Below are 25,851 nucleotides of genomic sequence, written 5' to 3'. Positions count from 1 at the left end.
ATGAACTCGTATGCTTTGAATTCATCGTCAACGAAGAACGCTTGAGGGCTGCCACCAGCGCAGCAGTAAAGAATTGCTTACGACGCTCACCGATGAAAGCGACATTGCTGCCGCAGCAAATGCTGGAGGGAGCAACCATCCCGTCCATGGATACAACAGCCCCATGGCGAGAGGGATTCCTATGATGTTGTAAGCAAAGGCCCAAGCAAGATTGGTTCGGATCCTCGTCATCGTTGCCCGTCCAAGTTCCAACGCCGCTACGGCGTCAGCCAAATCATTGCGAACAAGGACAATATCTGCGCTTTCCAAAGCGATTTGGCTTCCTGCCCCCATGGCCAATCCAACGTCGGCAAGGGTGAGTGCAGCAGCATCGTTGATGCCGTCACCAACCATGGCTACGACCTCGTTTTGCTGTTGCAATTCACGGATATGCTCGGCTTTCTCATCCGGTTTTACGCCGGCCACAACGGTGTCAATCCCCACCGATTCGGCAACGGTCAGGGCCGTTTCTTCTCGGTCTCCAGTCAACATGATGACCTTGATCCCGGATTGCTTGAGTCGCTTGATGGCTGGGGCGGAAGTTTCTCTGATTCGGTCACTCGCCTCGATCCATCCGAGCAATCGTTGGCCTTTGGAAACCATCATGATCGTTACACCTCGTTTGGCTCGTTTGATGACGTTCTGCTCCAAATCATCCGGCAAATCATTGACAAGGGCGTCCATCAATTCGTAGGTCCCAATGGCTACGGGTTCGCCATCCATTGCCCCAACCAGACCTTGGCCAGGAAGGGTTCGAACATCGCTAACAACAGGCCGTTTGTCCGTGACATTGGACCAAGAGGTGTGAACTGCATGAGCGAGTGGATGGGTTGATTCCAATTCTAAGGCGGAAGCAATGCCGAGCAATTCTCGCACGTCGCTGTCCAACAATTCGATGTGACTGACCCTTGGCGTTCCAGCCGTGATGGTCCCCGTTTTGTCAAGAACGACCACTGAGGTTGCATGAGCCCGTTCCAATGCTTCAATGCCTTTGATGAGCAATCCGTAGGCTGCCCCTCGCCCCGTCCCGACCACAAGGGCGGTAGGTGTCGCTAAGCCCAGAGCACACGGACAGGCGATGACAAGTGTGGAGACCAGTACCATGACCGCCATTTCAATCGGTTCCATATCGGAACTTGGAGCCAACGATTCTGCAAACAGCCACCACACAATGGCGGCTGCAATCGCAGCAACGACGACGACGGGAACAAATACGCTTGCTACGCGGTCAACCAAACGCTGAATGGGGGCTTTGCCCATTTGCGCTTCATCGACCAAGCGGATGACTTTCGCAAGCATTGTATCGCCAACCAGCGCAGTGGTGCGCACATAGAGCGTACCGTCGAGAACGACCGTCCCAGCAACCACTTCATCGCCCTCTTCCTTACGAACAGGATACGATTCACCGGTCATGCTTGATTCGTCAACAAGAGCCGTATGTTCTTCTACCCGGCCGTCCAATGGGACGGTCTCACCGGGGAGGATTTTGATGAGCGTGTTCTTTGCGATGTCTTCGACGCGCCGTGCTTCTGTACCTCCGATCTCCAAGACCACCCAGGCTTCATTGGGTTGCATTTCCATCAGGTGATGAACAGCGTCGGTCGCCTTGAGTTTGGCCCTTGCCTCCAGATAATTTCCCAGCAAGACGAAGGTGACGATGAACGCCGCTCCGTCAAAGAAGACATGCGTAGATTGGAGGATGAACTTCGGACTCCATGAGAACAACGGGGCGAAAGTCACTGCACTGGACCATAGCATTGCCACCGTCGTTCCAAGATGGACAAGTACGTCCATATTTGCAGTTCCACGGCGCAATGAAGCCCAGGCATTGCGATGAAATTCAACCCCCGACCAAAGATAAACGGGAAGGGCAGCCAAAAAGGCCAGAACAAGACGAGCGTTCAGGCCACCAATGGTCCCAAAATCGTCAAACACCATTGACAGCACAAATACTGGAATACTGAGGGCAAAGGCGAGAGTGACCTTTGAAAAGTGGGCTTTTAGGTCGGTTTTGTGCCGTTCACGCAGCAGTGGCGTTGGTGCTGGTTCCGTCGCTTTGAAGCCGGCATTGTTGATGGCCTCAATGCATTGGATTTTGGCGTAGAGGTCAGCGGATGGTTTCAACACGATTCGTGCTTTTTCGAGAGGAAGATTGACCGCTACTGACGCCACGAATTCCATGTCGGAAACAGCTCTTTCAACGGATGCAACGCACGAGGCGCAGTTCATTCCAGTCACTTGGAGGGTCAGTTCACTCATTGATTTCATCCTCAGTACTGCAACAGGTCATGAGTTGCCATGTTCCTTCGTCTAAAGTGACACAGCCACAACCGCAGCCACACATCCACCCTACACCATCCCAGCCTTTCCCGCCTTCAGCGCGGGTGTAAAGGCGTTTCATCTTGCAATTGCATTCACAACGTTCGGCAGTAATGCGGGCCATGATTTGGGGTTTTTGTAGTCATTAAAAAAGGGTGGTATTGACTACAAAATCAAAAAATATACTGTTTTTGTTAATTTTGGCGGGGAAATAGTTAAGCGAATACGAGATAACCTAGGCCGATGGATTCTTCTGAATTTGTTGAACGGCTCTCGTTTCACGTGGATGCAGGGCGTTTGGATTCCAAATCCTTTGAGAGCATCAAATCCTTTGAAGAACAGCGACCAACCTCAATATCTTTCGGCCACATAAGCGAAGCTGAGTCATCACAAGCACCGAAGGCTGGTGTGCCTGTTGCAGGCCATGAAGAGGCCACGGGATTCGTACTTGCAGACCATGCGATGCGCATTGCTTTGGGCACTGCTGCTGCGACTGGGGCCACCATGATTCTCTTTGGAGTGGGTTTCCTTTCATTGTTGATCAGCGAGAACTTCGACGCTATCGTGGACGCCGAGGAATGGTTGATGTCCATTGGTTTTGGTCTTCTCGCTATCGCTTCATGGGTTTCGTTTCGAAGACAATATTCCGGTAAAGCTGAAATCTTTCTGAATGAAGCGCGAATCATCATCTTCAGCGTAAGTGCCCTGATGGCGTGGATCATGTTCGTTGAGGGGCCAGGTGGCCGCGATGGGACCGTGACTTTGGGCCGTTTAACAGCGGCCTTTGGCTTCCTTTGCTCGCACTTGCGTTATACTCAACCCGAAAAGCGCGCGAGTTGGACGCTCGCTTCACCTATACTGCGACATGGATCATGGGTGCATTCCCCTTCTTTTACGCCCTTAACGGCCAGGACGATACCGCCGCTTTCTTGTGCGCAACCTTGGTTCTTGGTGCTCTTCTGAGAGAACTTTTCGTGGAGTGGGATGATGGTAATAGAAAGCCTTCAATGGCAGTTCAAGCGACGTTCAACGCCTTTGCTGCTGCCGTTTGTGCTTGGATTTTGGTTGAATCCTTCGACGAAGCGTTCAGCCTCTTCTATGAAACAGCATGGATGTTATACTTCTCATTCCATTTGGTGGCTTGGATGATTTGGATGGAAGTCGCTCCTCGACGGTTTGGCTCCAAAGTCTACGCTGGAACAACGGTCAACAAAGCTTGGCCAGGGGTCTCGGCGGTCATGGTGTTTTACACGGGAATGCCGTTAGCGCTGGCGTTCAGCATTTCAGATTACATGGATGTCCATCATGTGGATTTCCTGTTCGGCGATTTTGAATTGGCTTGGCTGTTGGCCTTCATGATTCATGGTGTAATGGGATTGCAGATGTTCGGATGGAAGTTCGATGCTGACAAGTTAAGGACCTCTCTCACTGAACCCAGTTCGTTTACAGGCGGGGTATTTTTCGTGATGGCCTTCATATGGTTCCTGATTTTGATTTCAGACTGGCTTGAGGACAATGCAGTGTTTGTGTTCTTGCCCTTGGGCGTTTTCATTCTCTTCATGGGCACCAAGAAGTTGATTGCAGCTGGCGAATCTGACGAGATTTCTAAGGTTGAGCATCACGTCAACATGATTCTTGAAGAAGCTTAAATCGGCGCAAGGTCAAGTGACCCGGACCAAACGTCCAATCCTCGCAAGCGGCAGGCGAATCGTTGTCCAAGTTGCAAGATGACCGGTGTGTTTCCAGAACGGTCAGGTTCAGCCGTTGTCACTTCCAATCAATTCTTGAAGTACGCCACCGTAGGAGTCTTCATGCCGGAACTCACGAATGAGGATTTCAACCGGGCTAAATCGCTCGGCAATGCCATCGATATGGCGTTTGACAAACCCGATGAGGATCTGCCTCTCACGCAGGAAGATCGCAGCCAAATTCGATTTTGGCTGGACAACGATGAAGATGGCATCATGGCCAAGATTTTGAAATCTCATTCGACCTTTCCCGACGAGCAGATGGCGAACCTCATTGCCCGCATATGCCAGAAGGCCGACCTCTGTGATCAGGGGTGGAGTTCTGTTGCAGAAATCATCTATTACGAATACATGGGTGGAAGCGCCGGTCCTGAAACCACGAGTGCGCTCTTTTCCCCCTTTTTTTGAGGGTCATCACAACGGCGCAAGGTCAAGTGACCCGGACCAAACGTCCAATCCTCGCAAGCGGCAGGCGAATCGTTGTCCAAGTTGCAAGATGACCGGTGTGTTTCCAGAACGGTCAGGTTCAGCCGTTGTCACTTCAAGTCCGAATTCATCGACGACAAGCCGTTGCTTTCCACCCAGTTGCGCAAGATGCATGCGCCCTGAAACAGCCCCATCATCGCCCAAGTCAAGGAAGACCCAGGGTGTTTTCAGGCCAACGACACGAGCGTTGTAGGAAGTAGGCGCCGCTTCGTCTGAATCTCCGATGGAGCCTCCACGCATCAGATGCACGTGATAGGCGTTAGAGACCAATTCCCATTCCAGTCGTTTAGCGACCAAGCCTTGTTCTGAACAGTGCATGGCGAGTTCAGCGGTTTCTTCGGGGGAATGAACCCATTCTTGGCCGTGTATCATCGATTTGAGCTGACGGTGTGCCATCAAATCGGGATACCGGCGAATCGGCGAGGTGAAGTGAACATAGGCGTCCAAGTTCAGACCAAAATGGCCGCCATTTTCTTCGCTGTACACGGCTCGCTGCATGAGTTGGAACAGACCTTGGTCGACCACTCTCCGTGTGGATTCCGTGAGTGAACTTGCAGCTTGTTGTGCTTGGCGTAATGAGATGAGAATGTTGTCCCTCGCTTCGGGGTCAATGACTGTAGACAAATAATCGGGGACATCTGCAGTGGTATCTTCAATTCCAGAGAGGTCAATTTCTCCTGAACCAAGGTTGGCCCAATCGCCCAATATGTTGGACAATTCATGAGCGTCACTTTCACCATGTTTGCGCGAACTCGGCATGGGCAATTCAATGGGGATGTCCATGGCGCTCAATTTAGCATTCAAACCTTCAACTTCAGGGCGGTCTGGAGGTGAGTGACAGCGCCAGGGGAGCGGCGCCCCTTTGGCTCCTAAAAGATGGCCAACAGCAGCATTGGTGGCGACCATGAACGATTCGATCATGCGTGTAGCATCGTTCGGCCATTTGACTTCAACAGCGATCGTTTCGTCTCCGTGAAGGCGAGGTCGCAATTCCGAGTTGTTCAGGTCAAGGCGAATTTCTTGGTTCTGCCAGTGTTTCGCTAACGCCAGCATTTGGTCGTATTCGTCCGTTTTCAGCACATCACCATAAGCGATATTGGACTTGACGTGAATCACCGCTTCATAGGCCTGAGTGTTAACGATCTCATGGTGAGCGTTCAATTCCATACTGATGACCATAGAGAGGCGGTCGACATCAGCCCGAAGGGAGCACAAATGGTCAGCAAGACGCGGCGGTAACATCGGCAAGACGGTATGCGGGAGATAAACAGAAGTCGCTCGTGCTCTGGCGGCTCGGTCAAGTGCAGTGTCGACCCGAACGTAGTGGGCAACGTCAGCGATAGCTACCCAGAGGGTTCGCTTGTTGTCTTGTTCAATCAGGCACACGGCGTCGTCGAAATCTTTTGCATCGGGCGGGTCAATGGTCACGAATGGAAGATGACGAAGGTCGGTTCGTCCTCTGGCGACCTCGCCGTCCCCATCGACTTCCGGAAGGCGGTCAGCATGGTCAACCAAGCCTGTATCGTACGTCTCAGGAAATGGATTAACGCCGTCTCTTCGCCGCGCAAGAAGTCGGTATTGCAACAGTTCCCGAACGGTCCAGCGGCCGCCAGTCAGCATCAACAGAGCCATGGCGGGTTCGTCGTCCCGAAATCGGAGCCCAGAGCGCCGTTCAGCGCAACGCTTGGCTTCACGAACAAGGTCGTAACCTTCCCAAGTCCGCACGCCCGAATCGTCCAGGGCGAAGGCTTCTGGAAGCGGTTCTTTGAGCAACAGTGCCTGCCAGACATCTTCCAAAAGCGCATAGAGTTCCAGGTCCTCATCGCTTTCGGTCCCACTTTTAGCAGGATGAGGTAAACCCGTCAGAGGAACAGAACCTTTCCCTGCATGGCGGCTCATGAAGTCCTTCCATTTGCGTACCGATGCTACGAGTGTGTCAATTTCCGCAGGGCGACGGAAGCGTACGGTTTTACCCTCAACCGAAACAATTCGTTCCTGCCGTTTCCGTGCGAAGGCAAGACTTTCCTCAATCTTGCTTTGAAATGCCCTTCCAGCCTTTTCATCCATTGAAAATTGGTCTTCCATCCGCTCTTTAGCGGTAAGAAACGCCACCACATCAGCGTTGGACCAAGCACGCTCCCAATCCTCAGGAGCAGCAAAGTGTTGGGTGACGCGACGCCACAAACGTTCATCTTCGGGTGCTTTTGGCCCTTTGCTCTTGTTTTGACGATTGGGGCGCGAAGAGCCCTTGCCTCTCCGCCTTTGACCGCCCGCCATGACGGTTGGTTGCGCCCACCCGTCATGAAGTCAACGACGTCACAATCCGATTTTATTCAGCCCGTCAAGAGCCTTCCGTTGTTGGTCACTGAGGGCATCGAGTTCGGTCAATGTGAACTCAAGTTCAAGGTCACTTCCATTGTAGCCAGCCTTGCTCATTCGTCGACGATCACCTACTTGCGTGAACGGTTCAACGGTTAATCGACCTTCCTTACCGGAGGGGAGACGCACCTTCACTTTCCCGCCCAGCATCAACACGGAGTAAGGGACGGGAACATCTTGAACCAAGACGCCATCTTCCCAGCGGCACTCTTCTCCAGCATCAATTCGAACGGTTACGACAACATCGCCCCGCTCCCCTTCTGGATGGTCGTGACCTTGTCCCTTGACCGTCTTGGTCGTGCCGTGAGCAACACCTGCATCAAGGCGCAGTTTCATCGTGACCCGTTTGGTCTCCATGCTGGTTCCTTGTTGCTTGAATCGTTTGAATGAGAATTCGAATTGCCCGCCTTCCAAGCCTTGTTCTACCGTCAAGTCAAGTCCGACGTTAATGGTCGCAGCTTTGGCTTTCGCCTGTTGGCGTTGTTGACGCGGCCTCCCGCCCATGCCCCCCATTCCGCCGCTCCCGAACATTTGGCCGAGAAAATCATCCATGCCTCCCATTCCGCCGCCACCAAAGTTCATTCCAGGGCTACTTCGCCCTCGTCCACCAAACATGTTGGCCATTTGCTCTTGTTGGTCGTGTTCACGGCGCGCTTCTGCTGTGCCGATTGAATCGTAAGCAGCCTGAACCTGCTTGAATTTCGCTTCGGATTGGGCATCGCCTTGATTGCGGTCGGGGTGGTATTTCCGTGCAAGTTTACGAAAAGAGCGTTTGATTTCGCCGTCGCTTGCGTTGCGATTGACGCCCAATACATCGTAGGGATTAGGGGAGGCCATCATCTTCAAATGAAGCGCTTGCCCCACATCAACCCTCCCATCAAAACAGATGGAACAGTTGTTTTCAAAGGCCTGTTTTTTGGGACAATTGGAGGATTCTCGGGCTTCGCCCACTGCCTATTGACTGCGGAGTCGTTATAATGAGGGTGTTAGTGGGTCGGAAGGCTGAGGTTAGACCATGTCTGATGAATCAACCGCGACCAAGTCCTTCGAGATGAAGGTACAAGAGCAACAAGACAAGATTGAAGCTCAGTTCCGTAAGATTACCCGTGGCTCCTGGGCCCGCATTATCCGCATGGCGCGAAAACCCTCGAAGCAAGAATTCCGACAAACCTCAATTATTTGCGGTATCGGCCTCTTTGTTTTGGGAGCTATTGGTTTCGGTATTCTTGTGGTGATGGATAACTTCCTGCCGTGGTTGATTCACGATGTCTTCGGCATCGGAAACTGATTTGGAGTGAAAATTATGTCAGAAGCTTTCGTTGCCTTTGTTCGTTTTGAAGAAAAATTACTCTTGCTCAAGAGGTCGGAGCAATCCGAATACTTTTCCGGCCTTTGGGACGGAGTTTGGGGTGTAGGAGCCACGCCAGAGGAAGTCCTCGAACGTGTTGCTTCTTCCACGGGAATCCCCGTTGAATCACTTCATTATCATGGCTCAGGGCCTGAGCGTGGAATCGATATGGGACGTTCCCTTGTTGATGTGATTCCTATCCTTGTTGTCGCTGATACCGATGCAGTAGAACCTGCAGGCATTTACACGCATGCTGAATGGATCGACCCAGGAAACATCAAGGAATTCAAGTGCATTTTCTCCGATATTGATATGGAGAACGCGGACGGTTTGTTCCGTGAGATGTACGGTAGCGTGGGAGCCTTCCTTTACATCGTCAAGACCGCTATTAACTCCGAACAGCGCGTTGCTGATGAGATGCACGCCCGTCTTCACGGTAGCGGTTCAATGACTTCACTCAACGGTGAAATCATGTCGATTCTTCATCCAACTGCAATGCGCGGCTACGTCTTCGTAGAGTCCAGTGCTCAACATCACGTTGAGAAACTCATTGGGCGCTCTGGAGGGCGCGACCCCTCTGCTCGCCGTGGCCTCAACCAAAGCCCTCTCAAGAACGCCAAGAACGTTCTTCCTGGCGAAGCGCCACTCCAAGACATTCTTCCTTACCTCATTCCAAAGGCAGTTACCAGCGGAATTGAAGTCGGTTGTATCGTTGAGATTGTTACCGGAGCATTCAAGGGCGAAAAAGCGCGCATCACCAGCGTTGCTGAGTCCAAGGAAGAAGTCAGCATGGAATTGTACGAACAAGTCATTCCAATGACGCTGAACATGCGTGGAGACCACGTTCGTGTTATCGAGCGTGTCGGTGAGTGAACCGCTCATTCAGCGCTTCCTTTTCCTTACAACGTGCGACCGTTTATTTTGAACCGTTTACACAACGTGCATTTGACCTCATAAACAGACAGTAGTGTCTTCAAAAAAACCTCATTTCCCCTTGAGTCTATCCTCAAGAACAGCCATTCGGATTTGCATGGCTTTTTTGTCTTGCGAAGCAACTCGGAGCAGGATGATTGCTCCTGCAATTGTTGAACCGAGTCCAAAAATGAACACCATTGCGGAGAGGTTGTAGAAGAAATTACTGATAAAAAACATAGCAAAGAAACCGACCATCAGTAATGCGGCGCCGAGTGGCTTTTCGTTTTTTCTGTATACGTCAGGAATACCAGCCTTTGCTAAGGTTTCTTCCAACTTCAGGTTCTTATCCTTCTTCCATGTTTCTTCTGCTACAAGGGACAAGAAGATGAGTATGACTCCGATAAGACAACCTCCAAAACAAATCGTCAAGCCCCCCCCAAAATCGTCCTCGAATGTCGTAACTCCTAGAAAAAACCCGGCTATCATTACAGCAATGCCGACATAGGATGCTCCATTCGAGGGTTTTGCTTCTTTGACCCGAATGTACCTCATGTAGGCATCGTTCACCTCCTCGGAGAGCGGTTGCATTTTGACTGCCCCATTATCGGGCTCTGAAGGGGCGGGTGTAGCATTGGTTTCCGATTCTGGTGCCGGATCGGAGCCGATTTCTTTCTCAACTTGAGCAGGCCCAGTGTTGGCCGCAAATGGAAGCGTACCAATTTCAATGGAAGTTGGTGGAACTTGGAATTCTTCTTCATCCATGCTCACTCCAATCAAGAACGGATTACTATGTTTTTCCCTCACTGCTCCGCAGGGTCTTGTTCTTCAAGGGACTGTAGCGTTCCATTCAGGACCTCCTGAATGCCATCATCAAGGCCAATTGCGTCTTGCATTCTCTAAAAGGTGCTTGTTGTGGTTGTTCAACCTTGGTCAGGAAATCCCTGCCTGACTTTGGTTGAAATTCAGACTTTTTGCCAGTCTGAGCCGTTCCACCAGAGATTGGAACCGTCGCTCATGAGGCGCCATGTATGCCCCTGCTCATCGGTCCATTGATTCTCAACGGTCAGTTCCACTGCTTGAACGGGAGCAACAGCAGCCATCGGTTGAGCCACTGCGGGCGAAGAAGTAACCGCTTCAGTCATTGGAGAAGGCTCTATTCCCATCATGGGTGAGGTGAAATCCTTGGTTTCAATAACATCTGCGTCTCCTTGGCGGCGCAGGAATGCAACGACCGCCCCTGCGATAACAAGCAATCCGATTCCGCCGCCAACAAGCGTACGCTGCTGAGCAGCAGCTGCGTCTTCATCTGCAGCGATCTTCGCTTCGACCTTGGCCTGTTCGTTATCACCCATGCCGTCATCGTCAGAATCAAGGGTTTCACTAGCGTCGTTGGGGAAGGCATCGCTGTTGTCACCCACGCTGTCGTTATCGCTGTCCAGCCACTCAAAAGCATCGTTGGGAAAAGCATCACCGTTGTCGCCGTAGCCGTCATCATCCGCGTCTACGGTTTCACTTGCATCGTTGGGGAAGGCGTCTGCATTATCGCCAACACCATCGCCGTCAGTGTCGAGTGATTCGGCAGCATTGTTCGGAAAAGCATCGCCGTTATCTCCGGCTCCATCGCCGTCAGCATCCACGGTTTCGCTGGCATCATCAGGGAAGACGTCAGCATTGTTTCCTACGCCGTCGGAGTCGTTGTCCGCTTGTTCGGCAGCATCATCGGGGAAGGCGTCAGCATTGTTGCCCACGCCGTCGGAATCGTTGTCGGCCTGTTCGGTAGCGTCGTTGGGGAAGGCGTCTGCATTATCGCCGACGTTATCGTTGTCTGAGTCCAACGTTTCTGCAGGGTCATTCGGGAATGCGTCTGCATTATCGCCGACGTTATCGTTGTCTGAGTCCAACGTTTCTGTAGGATCGTTCGGGAATGCGTCAGCATTGTCGCCGACGTTATCGTTATCGGAGTCAAGGGTTTCTGATGCATCGTTAGGGAACGCATCAGCATTGTTTCCTACGCCATCATCATCGCTGTCTGCGGATTCACTGGCATCGTTGGGAGCCCAATCGCTGTTGTCGCCGGTACCGTCGCTGTCTGAATCCATTGTTTCGGTTGGGTCGTTGGGAAATGCATCAGCGTTGTCGCCGGTACCGTCGCTGTCTGAATCCATGGTTTCAGTTGGGTCGTCAGGGAATGCGTCAGCGTTGTCGCCGGTACCGTCGCTGTCCGAATCATTTGTTTCCGTTGGGTCGTCAGGGAATGCGTCAGCGTTGTCCCCGGTGCCGTCGCTGTCTGCATCAGCGTGCTCGTTTGGGTCGTCCGGGAAGACGTCACTTTGGTCGCCATAACCGTCATTATCGGCATCGTAATCAATGATTTCAACCGTGTTTGAAGAGGTCACAACAGACCCGTAATCGACACCATCACTTGGCGTCACCGACATGGTCCATGTTTCTCCGATCGAGGTCGCAGAACTTGGAAGGGCCAGGTTGTTGTTGTGTGCAAAGACCACGCCACCGTTTTTGCGCCAGCGGATTTCAGAGCCCGAGTCCGAATCCCCGTCCGAATCAGCGAAATCGTAGTTGCCGTCGAGGGCTTGGTCGTAGTATGCTTCGGTAATGGCGCCCGATTGTCCCGTGATACTGATGAAGACGTTTGAGGCCACTGGAGCAGCGTTTTGGACCATGGTTTCAGTGATGGAGGCGCTGGTTGAATCCCATGCATCTCCAGAATTTGTATTGCTAGCGTCGCCTTGGAGTACGGCGATGTCAACGCTGACCGTTCCGCTTCCACTTGCAGGAGCCTGCCAGTCAAAAGCCCAGCCGAGTTGGCTTGATCCGGTGTGGGTTGCACTTGTGCCTCCTAGGATTTTGACGCCAGTTCCCGCATTTTGAATGGTGCCTTTGTCAACAACAACGTTGAATCCACCGACAAAGGCCTGAGTTCCACCGGTATGGGTGATGTTGATGTTGTAGACTTGACCTGCATTGTAGGATGTGGGGAAGTCGTGGTTTGCGGTGATGCCGGTCCCTGAACTGTAATGGCATGTGCAACCTTGACCGGCTTGATTGTGGATGCCGTTCATCTTCCCATCAATGGAAGGAACGGAGGCGATCATCACGGCAACGAAAGTTATGCACAGCAAACGGGCAACGGTCTTCATGCCCCACCCTTCATTCAATTATCATATAAGCAAAGTGGTGCATGGATTTGACACTGCCTTTTGGGTCCAAATCCGGAACATTCCATCCGCTGATTCCATCAGCGGATGCTTTGTAAAGCAGAATGGCGAATGACCAAAGAGATGAAATGAACGCTTCTTTTCATCCCTTCATGGAGGCCTCTACAACATCGTGGGGCGAGCGTTTCACCTTGGAATTCATGGTTGTTCTGCTCTTTGTTGGAGCTTTTATGTCGCTTGGTGCAAGTTTTTGGCTTCCTCCGTTTGTATTGATTATCATTGTGCATGTTGGAGTGGTTGCGTGGCTTTACCATCTTCGAACGTTCAACGTTAACCGCCGCGACCTTCGTTTTTTGATGATTCCAGCAGAGGGCCTTTTATTGAGGGTTCCGCGTCCCAAGTGTGCTCTTGATTGTCACGGCGCGATTAAATAGGGGTGTTAAGTCGGCAAGATACCCACGTCTGTGGATGGAGTTGACATCATGTCCCGAAATAGCACATCTGACCAAATCAAGAAAGCCCTTGGTGTGAAGAAGTGCAATGGCAGCGTTGACTCCGCGACCGAAAGTCTACCTCTTGAGAAGGCCATGGAAGTGGCCCGAACAAAGGCAGCCCTAGGTCACTTGACCGGAGCAGATCTGAAAGCACAAACCAAGGAAGTCATCGGGACTTGCGTGGCCATGCGTGTGAAGATTGACGGTCATTGGGCCAATGAAGCCCTCGCGATCATTAACAAAGGAGAATGGGACGAGCGTTTTAATTGAAAATCACGGACCGCGGAAGAGGTGCCTTGAGCACTTCGTAGACCGCAGGGGTGAGGAATATGGAAAATAAAATTAGTGAAGCAATCAAGGCAGCTGTTGAATCAGCACCTAAGCGTAAATTCGTCGAATCCGTGGACATTTCGTTCACCATCAAGGACGTAGATTTGAAGAACCCAACGAACCGTATCAAGGAAGAAATCCGTCTTCCCTCTGGCCGCGGTCGTGAACTTAAGATTGCTATGTTTGCCGCTGGTGAAGCAGCATCTAAGGCAAAGGCAGCTGGCGTCACCGTTTTCTCTCCTCAAGACATTGAAGACTTTGGTAGCAAGAAAGGCCGTGCTAAGAAAGTAGCAAATCAATTTGATTTCTTTCTCTCAGAAGTTCCTCACATGGGACTTATCGGTCGATACCTCGGTGTCGTCCTCGGTCCTCGTGGTAAAATGCCTCGCCCAGTCCCTCCTTCCCTTGACCCTGGTGTTCTCGCCAACGGTCTACGAAGCACTGTGATCATCAAGTCAGGTGACAAGATGACCTTCCATGCTTCATTCGGAACGGTTGAACAATCTCACGAAGAACTCATGGCCAACGTCATGGAAGTCTTCAACCGTGTAACCAACAAGTTGGAACGTGGGGTCGGTAACATCCGCTCACTGTTCATCAAGACAAGCATGGGTCCAGCACAACGCATTGAGGTGGTCAATTGATTCCAAAGGTCGTTTCATGGAAGAAGGACACTGTCAATGACCTTCACACGCTGCTGACCGATGGCAGTACCATCGCAATCATTGACATTCACGGCGTTCCTGCTGGTGCAATGATCGGCATGCGTGCAGACCTTCGTAAGAACATGAGGATTCAGGTCGCAAAGAAGCGCCTGATGAAGATTGCATGGGAGCGTGCAGGTTTCAAGTCCGAAGAACTTGATGAACTCTACGATTCCGCTGTTCAACCTGCTTTGGTCTCATCAACAGGCCTCAACTCCTTTGAGATGTTTACTGCTCTCAAGAAGACCGAAGCTGGCCGTGCTGCAAAGCCTGGCGACGTTGCTCCGTACCAAATCGTGGTTGAAAAGATGGATACTGGTATGCCTCCTGGCCCCATTGTCGGTGACCTCAACTCCGTTGGAATTCCTGCAAAGATTATGCAGGGAAGCGTCCAAATCCAAAAGCGAACGGTCATTCTTGAAGAAGGCGACGTCTTTGAAGGCGAACTCGGTATGATGTTGTCAAAGATTGGCATCAACCCAATGGTCACCGGACTGCGCTTGTGCGGCACCCTTGAAGGAGGCACACTCTTCGCTCCAACAACTCTTGACATCGATTATGAGCAATTCGAGACCGATCTCATCAGCTATGCTGCTGGTGGATTCAACCTCGCTTGCAACATCACGTGGTTCACCACGCAAACGATGCCTACACTCCTTGCAAAGGCCAGCCGAGAAGCGCTGGCTGTTGCTCTGGAAGCGGCGGTCGCAACAGCAGACACCCTTCCACACTTGGTGGCTCGTGCCCATGTCAGCGCTCTTGGCGTTGCAGGTACGCTGAGCCCCGATGCACTCGACGACGAATTGGCTGCCATGATGGGCGCTGCTGCAACCGCAGCAGCCTCAGCCGCAGCCGCAGTTGACACGAGCGCTTCCGATGCCCCAGCCGAGGCAGAAGAAGAGGAAGACGAGGAAGAAGAGGCCGGATTTGACGGACTCGGAAGCCTATTCGGCTGAACAAACAAAAATTGAGGTGAAAAAATATGGAATACGTATACGCTGCTATGCTACTGCACGCTGCTGAAAAAGACATTGATGAGAAGTCGGTAAAGGCTGTCCTAAAGGGCGCTGGAGTCGACGCTGACGACGCCCGAGTGAAGGCCCTGGTTGCCTCCCTTGCTGGTGTTGACATCGCTGACGCCATGACCCAAGCCGTTGCTGCACCTGCAGCTGCTGCCCCTGCCGCCGCTGGCGGTTCTGATGCCCCTGCCCCTGCTGAAGAGGAAGAGGAAGAAGAAGAGGAAGCAGGCTTCGACGGTCTTGGATCCCTTTTCGGTTGAGAAACGGTATCGAGCGCCGCCGAGCGCACTCTTGGACGCGACATGCTCGCCTCCTTCGCGTGATGCACGGTTGACAAACTCGGTTCCCTCGCGGCAACACCTCGCCTTAACGGGCGGGACTGCGAACGACCGTGCATGCACACATGAACAAACACTATCCTGAGCGTGAGCTAGGCCGTAGAAGGGTTCAACACCCGTTCACGAGTCGAAGGCTCATGGTGCGCAGAGTAACACTTGACTTGGAAGTCAGTGTCTCGCCCATTGAATCCATACGGGTCTTCCGAGAACTCGCTGAAGAAGCGGGTTGGTCGCTTGAACGACATGAAGGCTCACGTCTTGTTGATCGCTTCGCTATCATCATGCCCATGGCCCAATCTGCGCGAACACTTGGTGTGAAAATATTAGACGGGCCGATGAAAGGAACCGAACTGACTTGTTGGTCTGAAACGCGTGGCTCAGCAGGAGCGGTCAATATCGCTTCTTGGCTTGTCCCTGGGGGTCACGAACAACCTCAACCACTTGCGATGATTCAGCATTGGGTGGCCCGTTTTTCACGTTGTCCTTGGCGCTGGTCGTTTGGCGAGCGCTCCAAAGTTGGTTATTTACTACCGGTTTGGCGTAAATCTCGTAAATCATTCATTTCGCTAGGGTTTGATACAGGCAAAACAGGATGGCCCTATTCGGTACCTCATCAATGGCCTTAGGATATTTATCTCCACCACCCGTTTATGATAGGGACTTGACTTAGGCTCCAATAACCCACCTCATCTCATGGGGAGCGGCCAGCATGCAAAGTGAGCGCCAATTAAACAGCATCAAATCGGTGCTGTTGGTAGTGCTGATGCTCACCATGTCCCTTTCGGCAGGCATCGTTGAAATCAATCGTGCTCCATGGATGGAACCACAAGATGCCGTTGCTCTTCCATTAGGGGAACCGCCGGTACGCCAATTTTCCAGCGGTGCGGATTGGGAACTCCTAGCGAGCGAAGAAACTCTCGAGACAACTGTAAATGCGGCGATGACTCCAATCACGTTCAACTGGACTGCTTGGTCTTCAGGTGTCGCGAACAGCACCTCGAGCCTGTACACTTCAGGTGATTCAGGATGGTACAACAGCATCGTCATCGACAGCAATGATAAGGCGCACATCGTCTTCTACCGTGATGACAATTCGAACCTCATGTACTCAACCAATAAATCGGGGTCTTGGGCGACTTCATCGATTGAAACCAGCAACAACGTCGGGAAATACTGCAACTTGGCCATCGATTCAAACGATGGTCTGCACGTTTCTTATCAGTACAACACCGGAACTGCGCTCAAGTATGCTTACAAATCGGCAAGTTCGTCCTCATGGTCAAAGACGACCATCGATAACACAGGTGGAACATTCACGTCCATTGCCATTGATTCCAACGACAAACCCCACATCGCCTATCGGGACAGTGGAGGAGATTTGGGTTATGCAGAGAAGACAGGGAGTTCGTGGTCCTTCAGTTCCGTGCAATCTGCTGGCGATATCGCCTTCACATCGATCGCCATCGATTCAAGTGATGACATCCACATTGCTTACTACGACGCCAGCAACAAGGACATGTTCCACTTCACCGATACCTCTGGCTCATGGGTGAGAACAAACCTCGAAGACATCGGTACGAACACTGGCGGAACGGCCCTTGACATCGCCATTGACCCAACGACCGATGAACCAGGCATCTCTTACTTTGACATGGACGCCACCTCGCTAAAATACACGTATTACACGGGCAGTTCGTGGTCTGCCTCAACCGTTGAGAACGGTGCAGATTACGGCCGTTTCAATTCCATTGCCTACGATTCACTCGGAAACGTTCACATTTCACACGAGTTAAACGGTGCCGATGATTTGTATTACACTTCAGACAAAACGGGTTCATGGGTCTCCACGCCCGTTCATACCACCAACAGCGCTGGAACCCACACTTCTATTGCAGTCGACGGTAACGACGACATACACATCGCCTACCGTTACAACAGCGGATCAGCTCTTTACCACGCTACAGTTCAAGGCTACAATTCCGGTTCTGTAACTCGGACGGCTGTTTCAGGTGCGACCTGCAGCATATCGCCCTCACTTCCAAACGGGTTGACATTGAATCAAGGAACGTGCACCGTCAGCGGAACGCCAACGACCAGCGGTAGCAATCTGACCTACAACCTCACGGCAACCTCTTCCACTGGGGTTTCCAAGACCGGTGAATTCAATCTCTGGGTGACCCTGATCGCCCCGTCCATCGCTTATTCAGGCTCACCGTTCACGTTTACAGAGGGTACGGCGATCTCAAGCATCACGCCAACCAACACCGGCGACAGCGCAACCTGGAGCATATCGCCTTCACTTCCAAATGGATTGAACATTGACAGTTCAACGGGTGTCATTTCAGGGACCCCAACCGTGACCGCATCGTCAGCCTCCTATGTGATCACAGCCACAAATAGCGGTGGATCGGATACGGCGACCATTTCGCTCACGGTCAATGCGCAAGCGCCGAGCGGGCTCTCCTATGCGACAGAAAACATGACGCTTGAGAAAGGAACAGCGATGACTCCGAACCTTCCTTCAGTCGGCGGTGGAACCGTCACCTCCTGGGAGATCAGCCCGTCATTACCAAGCGGATTGACGTGGGGGACGTCGGATGGTAAGATTAGCGGAACACCAACCGTGTTGCAAACGACAGCGACCACCTATACCATCTGGGCCAACAATTCAGGCGGAGAAGCTTCAGCAAATGTCAACATTACCATCAACGATGCAGTACCAGTTATGTCATACTCGACCACAGAAATTACTGAAACGAAGAACGTCGCCATCAGCCCGAGCATAAGTCCAACCACGAGCGGTGGAACCATCACCTCGTGGGAGATTTCACCATCTCCTGGCTCTGCCTTTACCTTCAACACTGCAACGGGTACCATCGACGGAACGCCAACCTCCCTCTTATCTCGAACCCAGTACACCATTTGGGCGAATAACTCGGGCGGCTCGGCAGTTGCTTACCTCAACATAACCGTCAACGACGTTGCACCAAATACAATCGTTTACTCATCGCATGATTTGACACTCGAGAAAGGGACGCTCATGACGACCACAACGCCAGCCATCAGCGGTGGAAGCGTGACAACATGGGAAATCAACCCATCCATTCCAAGCGGAATGGCGTTCAGTGCAAGTACTGGAGCCATTAGTGGAACGCCATCAGTGTTGCAGACAACAGCAGTAACCTACACAATATGGGCCAACAACTCCGGCGGTTGGACCTCCACCGAGATGAACATCACCATCAACGATCAGGTTGCCTCCATCACATACCCTTCAACCGTTGAAGTTTCCAACGATCGAGCGATGACGACCGTCACGCCAACCAACACCGGGGGGGCTGTTTCTACGTGGGAAATCCACCCTTCACTGCCAACAGGTCTCAACTTCGGTAGCAGCAACGGAAGCATCTGGGGCACACCAACAGGATTGTTGGAGAATGTCACCTATACGGTGTATGCCAACAACAGCGGAGGCTCACCCAGCACCACGTTCATACTCGGCCTCAACTGGACGCTGACACCAAGCGCCGAGGGCGCGTACATCACTCGAAACAGTTCCATTGCCAGCGACATCACGTGGGAGTGGGATTACGATCCGCTCGAAGCTCAGAACCTTTCGCTGGTGACTGGAGAATGGAACACCTGTGCCCTTGATAGCAATCAAAACGTGTTTTGTTGGGGTCGAAACGGCAACGGACAAATCGGCAACGGACAAACTGGAACGGCTGCCTGTGGTACATCTGGCCACAAGTGCAAGGACGTCCCGACGGCAACCAACGACCTAGGCTCCGATGTGATCTCCCTTGCCTTTGGACACCAGCATGCATGTGGCTTGCTTGACACAGGTGCCGTGAAGTGTTGGGGTCGAAACAATGCGGGTCAACTCGGAACCAGCGGCGGAGACAAGGATACGCCCCAAACCATCAACCTGGGTTCAGGGCGAACCGCCACGAGCATCTATGCCGGTGGCCACTACACCTGCGCCATCCTCGACGACGAATCCGTCAAGTGCTGGGGGCAGAATGACCAAGGTCAACTCGGTATTGGTTCAACCTCGAACGCCAACACACCGACCACCATCAACACCCTCGGTTCCGGGCGCACGGCTGTTTCGCTGGCTACGGCCTTCGATTCTGTCTGTGCCTTGCTCGATGACGGGTCGGTCAAGTGTTGGGGTTCAGATTTCGATGGACAATTGGGCAATGGGGGTACGAATGCGGACCTCTCCAGCCCACCCTCATCTGCAATCAACCTCGGAACCAGCCGCACTGCAAAAGCCATCACGGGTGGTGAGTTCCACTTCTGCGCCATCCTCGATGACGATTCCATCAAGTGTTGGGGCCAGGGAACCGATGGGAAATTAGGAACGGGCTCTACCGGTGACAGATCTACGCCCACCTCAACCAGCGGAAGTTTTGCTTCAGGACGCTATGCTGTCGCCATTGATGCTGGCTACGATCACACCTGTGTTCTTCTCGATAACGGCGACATGACCTGTTGGGGCAGTGACGCGGACGGTCAGTTGGGCAACGGCGCCTCATCATCCAGCACCGTCTCATCGCTCTCATCCAACATCATCAGTCTCGGTACTGGTCGCACTGCTATTTCGATCTCCGCAGGTGGAACGCACACCTGTGCCCAACTGGACAATGGACAACTCAAGTGCTGGGGGAATCGAGCAGACGGTCAAGTTGGCGACAACGGGAATTTCAACAACCCGTCCGATCGCACAAGTCCTTCTTCAGTCTCCAGCAACAACCACGGCGGAAATACCTATCTCAATACGGGCGTGATGCCTTCTTCCGCTGTTACTGGCGCTACCTGCGAGATCTCGCCTTCCCTACCAACCGGTCTCAGTTTGACCGCTGGCACGTGCACCATCACCGGCACACCGACAGCTACGGCCATCAACGCCACCTACACCGTTTGGGCCAACGTCTCCGGTCAGTCCTTCAGCGGGCAAATTTGGCTTGAAGTTGGGTTGAACGGACCAGATATTTCCTATTCCTCTTCCTCCTATACCTACACCAAGGACATAGAAATCACCTCGCTCATTCCTTCGAATGTCGGTGGCGAAGTGACAACTTGGGCCATCAACGCAACGTTGCCATCAGGCCTTACGTTCGAGACCAGTAACGGTACAATTTGGGGCACACCAGATACAATTACGACCGCAACCACTTACACCATTTGGGCCAACAATTCAGCAGATTCAGATTCCTTCACCATCACGTTCACCGTCAACGCCGCTACTCCGAACTTCTACTACGGCAGTGCGAGCGGTGGAGGCGCACACACACTTGTCCTCTATCTGGATCAGACCATGAATCCACTCACGCCGACCCAGGCATCCGGGGGTGGAGCGATCACTTCGTGCAGCAGTTCACCATCACTGCCTTCTGGGCTGTCGTTGAGTTCAACATGTGTCCTTTCAGGAACACCTGATGCAACCGCTACCGGGGCCTTCTACACCATCACAGGAACCAACACAGGCGGTAGCGATACAGCATCGTTGTACATCGAAATCCGCTCCTATGGTGGAACATTGAGCGTGACACCAAGCAACACTGAAGGCAGCGTGAACAGTTCCATTTCAGACATCACCATGTCCTATGCGCATCAAATCAGCAACTACGGTTGGACGTCCGGTGTAAGCAACACGACCACGACCCTCAGCACTAATTTCCTGACCGCGGGTGGAACGCACCTGCTCGGCCTTGATTCGGGCGATCAAGGCGAGATGGTCGTTGTCTATGCACATAACGATACAAGTTCAGCCAGCGGCACCTACAGCTTGGCCATGATGTACCGCTGGGGCGGAACATGGACTGAAACCATTCTCGACACCGGTACAGATACGGGGTACCATCCATCGGTTGCCATCGATCGACAAGGCGCAATCCACATCGCCTACATCGATGATCACAACGACAAACTCCGCTATGCTACCAACGCTTCAGGTTCGTGGGTCTTCACAACCTTGGGAAGTTCAACCTACGACAACGATGACGGACGTGGAACGGCGATTGTCGTTCACCCAATTACAGATGTCGTTCACATTGTGACGACCATCAACGATAACACCTATCGTGATCTTCAATACCACACCAATGAGGATGGCTCATGGGTGAACATGACCATCACCAATACGCTCTCGGATGAAGGTCATGACCCTGCCATGGCGATGGATGGCGACGGAAATCTCCACGTCGTTTACTATTGCGACGATGGTTGCAGCGATTTGCGTATGTCCAGCCGAATCAATGGGGTTTGGCAAAACGAAACGGTTGCGAGCACCCTTAACATTGGAAACGACCCTGACATCACAATCGATTCACAGGGTACGATTCACATCGTGTCACAGTACCTCAACAACAAACGCATCTATCTCCATTCCGGTACGCCAGGAAGTTGGACTGAACAAACAGGGCTCTCAGGAGGAAACGCTCACTATCCTGTGGTATCGGTTGATTCAAATGATGCTGTCCACATCTCCTATCATTTTGGAAACACACAAAAAGATGTGATGTACATGACCAACGCTTCTGGCTCTTGGTCAACAGCGTCCATGATTGAAGGATACGGTGGCTGGGGCAGTGAAATGGCAATTGATGATAACGACGATATATTCATCGCAAATTTGGCTGTAGGTATTTGGAATGAACTTCAACTGACCACGGTCAAAGGTTCAGGACAAGGATTGACAGTTCGACCAATCTATGACATTTCACCGATGCTTCCCGACGGTTTAACCATGAACTGGCGTAATGGAACCGTTTCGGGCACACCAACAGAAGCCCTTGCCAACACAACGTTCACCGTCACAGTCACCGCCCTCGGAACCACCACCACATCGGCCTTCACGCTCTTCATCACCGGCGCTCCCGGTGCTATCGCTTACAGCGACATCTCAGGGACAAAGGGTACGGCCATCACCCCCGTCACACCGGCCATCACCACCAACGGCACGACCGGTAGCGTGACCTCGTGGGCCATCAGTCCAGCACTGCCAAGCGGGCTTTCATTCGGTACGAGCAATGGAACGATTTGGGGTACGCCAACAGTGGTTGTTTCCGGAGACGTGTTCACGATTTGGGCGAACAACTCGGTCGGGTCCAAGTCAACAACGGTCAACATCACTGTCAATGATGAAGCACCTGACATCTCTTACAATCCAGACTGGTTTGTTCTCACCAACAATACGGCCATGTCGCCAACAGCTACACCAACAAATTCAGGTGGTGCAATTCCGTCAACCGCCATCGATTCAACTGGCAATAGCGGAGCCTACACGTCCATCGCCATTGATTCCTATGGATTCAGGCACATTTCCTACCAAGATACCACCAATTATGACCTCAAGTACGCAACGGATAAGACTGGCTCTTGGGTCACCGTTTCCGTTGACACAATTGGCTATGTGGGAGATACTACTTCCATCGCCATCGATTCCAACGATGTTGTCCATATTTCCTATGTCGAGAACTATGACGACCTCAAGTACGCCACCTGCTCAAGCGGTTGCACAACTGCAAGCAATTGGGACATTGTCTTCGTTGACACAACAGATTCTATGTCGATGACTTCCATCGCCATCGATTCCAACGATGCATTGCACATTTCCTACCTCGATTATACCAATAAGGACCTCAAATATGCCACCTGTTCAAGCGGTTGCACATCCGCAAGCAATTGGAACAATGTTTCCATTGACACAACAGGTGATAGAGGATGGTATTCTTCCATCGCCATCGATTCCAACGATGCTGTCCACATTTCCTATTACGATTTAAGCGGTAAAAACCTCAAATACGCCACCTGTTCGAGCAGTTGTACAACTGCAAGCAATTGGGACGCTGTTTTGGTTGACACAACAGGCTATGTGGGACTGCTTTCTTCCATCGCCATCGATTCCAACGATGCTGTCCACATTTCCTACTACCATATTGATATGCCTTGGACGAATACCCATGACGACCTCAAGTACGCCACCTGTTCAAGCACTTGCACAACCGCAAGCAATTGGGACATTGTCTATGTTGACACAACAGGTGATGTGGGTCGTTACAGCTCAATCGCCATCGATTCCAACGATGCTGTCCACATTTCCTACCAAGATGGCACCAATGGAGGCCTCAAGTATGCCACCTGTTCAAGCGGTTGTGCAACGGTAAGCAATTGGAACAATGTCTCCGTTACAAGTGGGTTTGGGGTGGATTACACTTCCATCGCCATCGATTCCAACGATGCTGTCCGCATTTCCTACCGCGATACCACCAATGGAGACCTCAAGTATGTCGTTCTCGATTCTTCTTCGAACATCTATGGCTATTCAGTCAGTCCAACCTTGCCTGCAGGATTGAGTTTGGACATCGCAACGGGTGAGATTTCTGGAACGCCTACCGAGTTGTTGACCAATACAACGTTCACGATTACGGCGCGCAACTCGGGTGGCACCAACACAACGACCATCACCATCGTCGTCAACGATGAGGTCCCGACAATAGCGTACTCGCCGAACGATTTGGATTTGACCAACAACACCGTGAGCAGCGATTTACCGCTCTCACCGACGATCACTGGTTCGGGTGAAATCACGTCGTGGGAAATCAACGCCACTTTACCTGCAGGTCTGACCTTCGAGACCAGTAACGGTACGATTTGGGGAACACCGTCCGAACTGTGGACGCAAACGGCCTACACGGTCTGGGCCAACAACACCGGTGGGTCCGCCGTCGCCTACCTCAACATCACCGTGGTTGACGAACTACCAACGATTGCTTACTCGCCAAACGACTTGAACATGACCAATAACACGGCAAGCAGCGACCTTCCACTTTCGCCGACCGTGACTGGTTCTGGTGAATTTACGTCGTGGGCCATTAACGCAAGTCTTCCGAGCGGACTTACCTTCGAGACCAGCAACGGTACGATTTGGGGCACACCGACCGAACTGTGGACGCAAACGGCCTACACGGTCTGGGCCAACAACACCGGTGGGTCCGCCGTCGCCTACCTCAACATCACGGTGGTTGACCAAGTTCCAAGCTCGGTCAGTTATTCACCAGTGGATTTGACCCTCACGAACAACACGGCAAGCAGTGACCTTCCGCTCTCGCCGACCATCACCGGTTCGGGTGAAATCACGTCGTGGGAAATCAACGCCAGCTCTTCCAGCGGACTTACCTTCGAGACCAGCAACGGAACCATTTGGGGAACACCGACCGAACTGTGGACGCAAACGGCCTACACGGTCTGGGCCAACAACACCGGTGGGTCCGCCGTCGCCTACCTCAACATCACCGTGGTTGACCAAGTTCCAAGCTCGGTCAGTTATTCACCAGCGGATTTGACCCTCACGAACAACACGGCAAGCAGTGACCTTCCACTCTCGCCGACCATCACCGGTTCAGGTGAAATCACGTCGTGGGAAATCAACGCCAGCCTTCCGAGCGGACTTACCTTCGAGACCAGCAACGGAACCATTTGGGGCACACCGACCGAACTGTGGACGCAAACGGCCTACACGGTCTGGGCCAACAACACCGGTGGGTCCGCCGTCGCCTACCTCAACATCACCGTGGTTGACGAACTACCAACGATTGCTTACTCGCCGAACGACTTGGACATGACCAACAACACGGCAAGCAGCGATCTTCCGCTCTCACCGACGATCACTGGTTCGGGTGAAATCACGTCGTGGGAAATCAACGCCAGCTCTTCCGAGCGGACTTACCTTCGAGACCAGCAACGGTACGATTTGGGGAACACCGACCGAACTGTGGACGCAAACGGCCTACACGGTCTGGGCCAACAACACCGGTGGGTCCGCCGTCGCCTACCTCAACATCACCGTGGTTGACCAAGTTCCAACGCTCGGTCAGTTATTCACCAGCGGACTTGACCCTCACCAACAACACGGCAAGCAGCGACCTTCCGACTCTCACCGACCATCACCGGTTCAGGTGAAATCACGTCGTGGGAAATCAACGCCAGCTCTTCCGAGCGGTCTGACCTTCGAGACCAGCAACGGAACCATTTGGGGAACACCGACCGAACTGTGGACGCAAACGGCCTACACGGTCTGGGCCAACAACACCGGTGGGTCCGCCGTCGCCTACCTCAACATCACGGTGGTTGACGAACTACCAACGATTGCTTACTCGCCGAACGACTTGAACATGACCAACAACACTGCTTCGAGCGATCTTCCACTTTCGCCGACCATCACCGGTTCAGGTGAAATCACGTCGTGGGAAATTAACGCCAGTCTTCCGAGCGGACTTACCTTCGAGACCAGCAACGGAACCATTTGGGGAACACCGACCGAACTGTGGACGCAAACGGCCTACACGGTCTGGGCCAACAACACCGGTGGGTCCGCCGTCGCCTACCTCAACATCACCGTGGTTGACCAAGTTCCAAGCTCGGTCAGTTATTCACCAGCGGACTTGACCCTGACCAACAACACGGCAAGCAGCGACCTTCCGACTCTCGCCGACCATCACCGGTTCAGGTGAAATCACGTCGTGGGAAATTAACGCCAGCCTTCCGAG

General features: G+C 52.5%; 20 protein-coding genes. 13 read left to right on the top strand and 7 right to left on the bottom strand.

Going from position 1 to position 25,851, the window contains the following annotated elements; genetic code table 11:
* Nucleotides 1-27 precede the first annotated feature (27 nt).
* Entirely contained in the window at nucleotides 28-2,298 is a 2,271-nt protein-coding gene (locus AAA857_RS02715) for a heavy metal translocating P-type ATPase (RefSeq protein WP_338172853.1), read from the bottom strand.
* Entirely contained in the window at nucleotides 2,291-2,482 is a 192-nt protein-coding gene (locus tag AAA857_RS02710) for a hypothetical protein (protein ID WP_338172852.1), read from the bottom strand. Before AAA857_RS02710 ends, AAA857_RS02715 begins: the two co-directional genes overlap by 8 nt.
* Nucleotides 2,483-2,601: 119 nt before the next feature.
* Here AAA857_RS02710 and AAA857_RS02705 point away from each other — a divergent pair, with 119 nt between their 5' ends.
* Together AAA857_RS02705 and AAA857_RS02700 are read left to right on the top strand one after the other, a co-directional pair.
* On the top strand, nucleotides 2,602-3,321 hold the full coding sequence (locus tag AAA857_RS02705) for a hypothetical protein (protein ID WP_338172850.1): 720 nt from the start codon (nucleotides 2,602-2,604) through the stop codon (nucleotides 3,319-3,321).
* Between the two features lie 44 nt (nucleotides 3,322-3,365).
* Nucleotides 3,366-4,007 carry a hypothetical protein gene (locus AAA857_RS02700; protein ID WP_338172847.1) on the top strand — a complete coding sequence of 214 codons (642 nt, stop codon included), beginning with the start codon at nucleotides 3,366-3,368 and terminating at the stop codon, nucleotides 4,005-4,007.
* Here AAA857_RS02700 and AAA857_RS02695 read toward each other — a convergent pair.
* Nucleotides 4,004-4,129: a hypothetical protein gene (locus AAA857_RS02695; protein WP_338172845.1), complete on the bottom strand. Its 126-nt coding sequence runs from the start codon at nucleotides 4,127-4,129 to the stop codon at nucleotides 4,004-4,006. The two genes, AAA857_RS02700 and AAA857_RS02695, sit on opposite strands and share 4 nt — an antisense overlap.
* Before the next feature lie 40 nt (nucleotides 4,130-4,169).
* Between AAA857_RS02695 and AAA857_RS02690 the strand changes: the two genes are divergently transcribed.
* A complete protein-coding gene (locus AAA857_RS02690; protein WP_338172842.1) occupies nucleotides 4,170-4,514 on the top strand; it encodes a hypothetical protein in 345 nt (114 codons plus the stop codon).
* Nucleotides 4,515-4,520: 6 nt separating this feature from the next.
* Here the strand turns inward: AAA857_RS02690 and AAA857_RS02685 are convergent, their stop codons facing one another.
* Both AAA857_RS02685 and AAA857_RS02680 read right to left on the bottom strand, forming a co-directional pair.
* A complete protein-coding gene (locus AAA857_RS02685; RefSeq protein ID WP_338172840.1) occupies nucleotides 4,521-6,869 on the bottom strand; it encodes an RNB domain-containing ribonuclease in 2,349 nt (782 codons plus the stop codon).
* Between the two features lie 39 nt (nucleotides 6,870-6,908).
* Complete coding sequence (locus AAA857_RS02680) at nucleotides 6,909-7,811, bottom strand: DnaJ domain-containing protein (protein ID WP_338172837.1); 903 nt, start codon at nucleotides 7,809-7,811, stop codon at nucleotides 6,909-6,911.
* Between the two features lie 175 nt (nucleotides 7,812-7,986).
* Here AAA857_RS02680 and AAA857_RS02675 point away from each other — a divergent pair, with 175 nt between their 5' ends.
* Nucleotides 7,987-8,259 (top strand): protein translocase SEC61 complex subunit gamma, encoded by a 273-nt coding sequence (locus tag AAA857_RS02675; protein WP_338172835.1) that lies wholly within the window; start codon nucleotides 7,987-7,989, stop codon nucleotides 8,257-8,259.
* A gap of 15 nt (nucleotides 8,260-8,274) precedes the next feature.
* Nucleotides 8,275-9,192, top strand: a complete 918-nt coding sequence (locus AAA857_RS02670) for a transcription elongation factor Spt5 (protein WP_338172832.1) — start codon at nucleotides 8,275-8,277, stop codon at nucleotides 9,190-9,192.
* A 111-nt stretch (nucleotides 9,193-9,303) separates the two neighbouring features.
* On the opposite strand, the gene AAA857_RS02665 is transcribed toward AAA857_RS02670, so the two are convergent.
* Both AAA857_RS02665 and AAA857_RS02660 read right to left on the bottom strand, forming a co-directional pair.
* Nucleotides 9,304-9,996: a hypothetical protein gene (locus AAA857_RS02665; protein WP_338172829.1), complete on the bottom strand. Its 693-nt coding sequence runs from the start codon at nucleotides 9,994-9,996 to the stop codon at nucleotides 9,304-9,306.
* Nucleotides 9,997-10,196: 200 nt separating this feature from the next.
* Complete coding sequence (locus AAA857_RS02660) at nucleotides 10,197-12,392, bottom strand: choice-of-anchor V domain-containing protein (protein WP_338172827.1); 2,196 nt, start codon at nucleotides 12,390-12,392, stop codon at nucleotides 10,197-10,199.
* A gap of 122 nt (nucleotides 12,393-12,514) precedes the next feature.
* On the opposite strand from AAA857_RS02660, the gene AAA857_RS02655 reads away from it, so the two are divergent.
* The 8 genes from AAA857_RS02655 to AAA857_RS02620 all read left to right on the top strand — a co-directional run bounded on the left by AAA857_RS02655 (nucleotide 12,515) and on the right by AAA857_RS02620 (nucleotide 25,815).
* A complete protein-coding gene (locus AAA857_RS02655; protein WP_338172824.1) occupies nucleotides 12,515-12,844 on the top strand; it encodes a hypothetical protein in 330 nt (109 codons plus the stop codon).
* Nucleotides 12,845-12,892: 48 nt separating this feature from the next.
* Nucleotides 12,893-13,174, top strand: coding sequence for a hypothetical protein (locus AAA857_RS02650; RefSeq protein WP_338170940.1), 282 nt, complete (start codon nucleotides 12,893-12,895; stop codon nucleotides 13,172-13,174).
* Between the two features lie 59 nt (nucleotides 13,175-13,233).
* Nucleotides 13,234-13,878 (top strand): 50S ribosomal protein L1, encoded by a 645-nt coding sequence (locus AAA857_RS02645; protein WP_338172822.1) that lies wholly within the window; start codon nucleotides 13,234-13,236, stop codon nucleotides 13,876-13,878.
* Nucleotides 13,875-14,894: a 50S ribosomal protein L10 gene (gene rplJ / locus AAA857_RS02640; protein WP_338172820.1), complete on the top strand. Its 1,020-nt coding sequence runs from the start codon at nucleotides 13,875-13,877 to the stop codon at nucleotides 14,892-14,894. Before AAA857_RS02645 ends, rplJ begins: the two co-directional genes overlap by 4 nt.
* 26 nt (nucleotides 14,895-14,920) lie before the next feature.
* Entirely contained in the window at nucleotides 14,921-15,217 is a 297-nt protein-coding gene (gene rpl12p, locus AAA857_RS02635; RefSeq protein ID WP_338172818.1) for a 50S ribosomal protein P1, read from the top strand.
* Between the two features lie 215 nt (nucleotides 15,218-15,432).
* The gene (locus tag AAA857_RS02630) at nucleotides 15,433-15,921 is read left to right on the top strand and encodes a hypothetical protein (RefSeq protein ID WP_338172816.1); all 489 of its coding nucleotides are present in this window, start codon (nucleotides 15,433-15,435) and stop codon (nucleotides 15,919-15,921) included.
* A gap of 83 nt (nucleotides 15,922-16,004) precedes the next feature.
* Nucleotides 16,005-25,157 carry a putative Ig domain-containing protein gene (locus tag AAA857_RS02625; RefSeq protein ID WP_338172814.1) on the top strand — a complete coding sequence of 3,051 codons (9,153 nt, stop codon included), beginning with the start codon at nucleotides 16,005-16,007 and terminating at the stop codon, nucleotides 25,155-25,157.
* Nucleotides 25,150-25,815: a putative Ig domain-containing protein gene (locus AAA857_RS02620; protein WP_338172812.1), complete on the top strand. Its 666-nt coding sequence runs from the start codon at nucleotides 25,150-25,152 to the stop codon at nucleotides 25,813-25,815. The genes AAA857_RS02625 and AAA857_RS02620 overlap by 8 nt, the downstream gene beginning before the upstream one ends.
* Nucleotides 25,816-25,851 lie beyond the last annotated feature (36 nt).

It is taken from the genome of Candidatus Poseidonia alphae (genome assembly GCF_943787815.1).
Taxonomy (GTDB): Archaea; Thermoplasmatota; Poseidoniia; order Poseidoniales; family Poseidoniaceae; genus Poseidonia; species Poseidonia alphae.
The sequence above is the reverse complement of the archived record's forward strand: the minus strand, read 5'-3'. Positions and strand labels throughout refer to the sequence as shown.